This window comes from Pedobacter sp. 01T416_2, assembly GCF_056398925.1.
Genome location: NZ_JBFTQI010000504.1, coordinates 1 through 4430 on the forward strand (window position 1 = coordinate 1; position 4430 = coordinate 4430).

Consider the following 4430-nt stretch of genomic DNA (forward strand, 5'->3'; position numbering starts at 1 on the left):
ATGCTGATGTGCTTATTTTGGCCAAGGCAGCAAAAATTTTAGGCAAAAATGATGACTATGAAAAGTATACAGCTTTGGCTAAAAAAATTAAAGATGCTTTTAATGCCAAATATTTGAATAAGGAAAAAGGGATTTATGCTTCTGGCGTACAGACTGAAATGAGTGTGCCGCTTTATTGGAAAATTGTTCCGGAAGAATCGATTGCTTTAGTTGCAGAGAATTTAGCCAAACGTGTAGAAGCCGATGGTTTTCACTTGGATGTGGGATTATTGGGTACAAAGGCCATTTTAAATGCATTGAGTGAAAATGGTTACAGCGATATTGCCTACAAAGTTGCCGCTCAAAAAACCTATCCAAGCTGGGGCTGGTGGATGGAAAACGGAGCCACCACTTTATACGAGAACTGGCCCATTGATGCAAAATCGGATATATCGATGAACCACATTATGTTCGGAGAAATTGGTGCCTGGTTATACAAATCGCCTGGTGGTATCAAACCAGATGAAAAACAGCCCGGCTTTAAACATGTGATATTGGATCCACATATAATGGAAGGACTGGATTCATTTGAAGCTAGTCATATTGGTCCTTACGGTAAAATTATCAGCGCATGGAAAAGAATTAATAATGGAATCAGGTATGATATTACCATTCCAGCAAATTCAACGGCTACGATCAACTTACCGCTTACGCGTGGCATGGATAATTATGTAAATGGCAAGATAAACAACATTGGGAAGATAGATTTAGCTGCTGGTAAGTATATAATTGAGCATAAAGCCCGAAAATAGTTTCGGACTTCGCTGGGTTTACAACGGCTTTGTCATTCTAAGAGGCTAGAATTTTTCAAATACACAGGAGTGTTGATGACAGGTTTTGGCGGTTCGTCATTCCCAACTTGATTGGGAACCACACAGTGCTCATGAATGCCTTTGAAGAGAAGAAAGCCTATGAATAATCGTAATGCAAGCGCTTTAAGATTAGCTTCGCTGAGCACTTCGTGGTTCCCGCCTGTGTGGGAAAGACGATCTCTCTTTTTAATCTGTCATTGGTAACGTAGTGAAGAATCTTTTGCTTAAATGCTAAAATTAAAATACTATCTCCAGACCTCGCAGGTTTTCGAAACCTGCGAGGTCTAAACCTACAAGATTAATTAATCACAATACTTAGATGCACTAAGTTGGCTTAGATGGTCAATCTTTTTTTTTGGAAAAGCAGGGTTGGGTGCTTTTAGGCGATGAAAGTCCTGCTATCTCTCCAAGTCCTCACTCATTCTTCGCTCCGGGCTTTCGCAGATTTTTAATGGTTTTGTTATTCTTTTTAATGCTGTCATCCTGAGGTACGAAGGATCTTTAAGCGATAGATTACTGATTTCACCAATTAATATTGCTTCAAAGTATATGCATTGTAAATAGAGATTCTTCACTGCGTTCAGAATGACACCAATGATTCCGCGTTAGGGATTGTAAGGGTTCAGTACCGATCCTTCATCGGTACCGGAGCCGCAGCGCAGCCCTGAAAAGCCCGGGCCCTTGCGMAGCATGGGTAACGCCCAAATCAGTTGGCAGTTAACGGTTGGCAATTTATAATACAAACCTAGTATACTTAAAACAATACACGACAATTTTTCAGTATAAAACATTAAAAATCAGCAATTTAGTCATTAAAAACCGAATCTTACCGACAAAATTTCCGATTTAAAAATCAAAACTAAGATGGCATTTGTTTTGACCTTAAAGGGAATATGAACTTCAACAATTTTACTATAAAAGCCCAGGAAGCAGTTCAACAGGCTTCTGAAATAGCCCAAGGCAATCAGCAACAGGCTATTGAAACGGCACACCTGCTTAAAGGTTTGCTTACTGTTGATGAAAACGTGGTTTCTTATGTTTTAAAGAAACTGAACGTTAACCTAAATTCATTAAATCAAAACTTAGATGCAGAGATTGCCAAGTTCCCGAAAGTGAGCGGCAGCAATGTCTATCTGTCATCTAATGCCAATAGCGCCCTGCAGAAAGCGCAAACATTTTTAAAAGAGTTTAAAGATGAATTTGTCTCTGTAGAACATTTATTATTAGGCATCTTAGCCGTTAACGATAGCACTTCGAAATTATTAAAAGAACAGGGCGTTAACGAAAAGGACCTTAAAAAAGCCATTGTAGAATTGCGTGGCGATAACCGTGTAACGGATCAAAATGCGGAAGCTACTTACCAGGCCCTAAGCAAATATGCAAGGAATTTAAACGAATATGCCGAGAGCGGAAAGCTTGATCCGGTGATCGGCCGCGATGAAGAAATCCGCCGCGTTATCCAGATTTTATCACGTAGAACCAAAAACAACCCTATTTTAATTGGTGAGCCCGGCGTAGGTAAAACAGCCATTGCAGAGGGTATTGCCTTCAGGATTATTAAAGGTGATGTACCTGAGAACCTAAAAAGCAAAGTGGTTTATTCGCTTGATATGGGTTCTCTTATTGCAGGTGCAAAATATAAAGGCGAGTTCGAAGAACGCTTAAAAGCCGTGGTTAAAGAAGTTACGCAGAGTGATGGCGAAATCGTATTGTTTATTGATGAGATCCATACTTTGGTAGGTGCTGGTGGTGGCGAAGGCGCAATGGATGCGGCGAACATTTTAAAACCTGCCCTTGCCCGTGGAGAATTGCGTGCCATTGGTGCAACCACTTTGGATGAGTACCAAAAATATTTAGAAAAAGATAAAGCCTTAGAGCGCCGTTTCCAAAAGGTTATGGTTGAAGAACCTGATACCCAGGATGCTATTTCGATCCTTCGTGGATTAAAAGAACGTTATGAAACACACCATAAAGTAAGGATTAAAGATGAAGCCATTATCGCAGCAGTAGAAATGAGTCAGCGGTATATTGCAGATCGCTTCTTACCTGATAAAGCCATCGATTTAATGGACGAGGCTGCATCGAAACTACGTATGGAGATGGACAGCGTGCCTGAAAATGTAGATGCTTTAGACCGTGAAATTATGCGTTTAGAAATTGAACGCGAAGCCATCAAGCGTGAAAAAGACGATAGAAAGGTTAAAGAGCTATCAGAAGATATCGCCAACCTATCAGCAGAGCGTGATCAACTGAAAGCCAAATGGCAAGGTGAAAAAGATTTGGTGGATGCGGTAAATAATGAGCTAGAGCAGATTGAGCACTATAAATTAGAAGCAGAACAAGCTGAACGTGCAGGCGATTACGGTAAAGTGGCCGAAATCCGTTACGGAAAAATTAAAGAAGCACAGGATAAGGTTGAGAAACTGAAAGCCGATTTAGAAAGCCAGCAAAGCGATAGCCGTATGCTTAAAGAAGAAGTTACAGCTGATGACATTGCAGGTGTAGTAGGCCGCTGGACAGGCATTCCGGTAACCAAACTGATTGCCAGCGAACGTGAGAAATTGCTTCACTTAGAAGATGAATTACACCAGCGTGTGGCCGGTCAGGATGAAGCAATTGAAGCCATTTCTGATGCGATCCGTCGCTCGCGTGCAGGCTTGCAGGATAAACGCAAACCAATTGGCTCTTTCATCTTTTTAGGTACAACCGGAGTGGGTAAAACGGAGCTTGCGAAAGCATTGGCAGAGTTTTTATTCAACGATGAAAATGCACTAACACGTATCGATATGAGTGAATATCAGGAACGCCACGCCGTTTCGCGTTTAATTGGAGCGCCTCCAGGATATGTTGGTTATGATGAAGGTGGACAGTTGACCGAAGCAGTTAGGCGTAAACCTTATTCAGTGGTGTTGCTTGATGAGATTGAAAAAGCACATCCTGACGTATTTAATATACTTTTACAGGTATTGGATGATGGCCGTTTAACCGATAATAAAGGCAGAACGGTAAATTTTAAAAATACGATCATCATCATGACTTCTAATATTGGGGCACATTTAATTCAGGATAATTTTAAAGATTTAAGTGATGAAAACCGCGATGAGGTAATTGCCAAAACCAAAAACGAACTGTTTGAGGTATTAAAACAAACCATTCGTCCGGAGTTTTTGAACAGGATTGATGAGCTGATTATGTTTACTCCGTTAAACCGCAGCGAAATCAGAAATATTGTAAGCTTACAGTTTAAACATGTACAGCAAACATTGGCCGAAATGGGTATAGAAATGGATGCCAGTGATGAAGCTTTAGATTGGTTGGCACAATTGGGTTACGATCCACAGTTTGGTGCCAGACCATTAAAAAGAGTCATTCAAAAAAGAATCTTAAATGAGTTGTCGAAAGAGATATTGGCGGGTAAGATAGATAAAGACAGCAAAATTAAGTTAGATATGTTCGATCATAATTTTGTGTTCCTGAACCAAAAAACAGATTAAAATACAACAATCAAAATCCCATAGGTCAAATCCTATGGGATTTTTTTTGTTTAATAGCTAATTTCTCTACTATTGACAGACTTTA

The 4430-nt window shown here is 40.1% G+C and carries 2 protein-coding genes; both read left to right on the top strand.

Going from position 1 to position 4430, the window contains the following annotated elements; translation table 11 throughout:
* On the top strand, positions 1-791 hold a 791-nt coding region (locus AC1DPQ_RS19045; protein WP_477610543.1), incomplete at its 5' end, for an alpha-L-rhamnosidase-related protein.
* A gap of 953 nt (positions 792-1744) precedes the next feature.
* On the top strand, positions 1745-4345 hold the full coding sequence (clpB, locus tag AC1DPQ_RS19050) for an ATP-dependent chaperone ClpB (RefSeq protein WP_477578761.1): 2601 nt from the start codon (positions 1745-1747) through the stop codon (positions 4343-4345).
* Positions 4346-4430 lie beyond the last annotated feature (85 nt).

Excerpts from the sequence above, each read along its gene's own strand:
- clpB (WP_477578761.1), top strand. The coding sequence starts at position 1,745 with ATGAACTTCAACAATTTTACTATAAAAGCCCAGGAAGCAGTTCAACAG.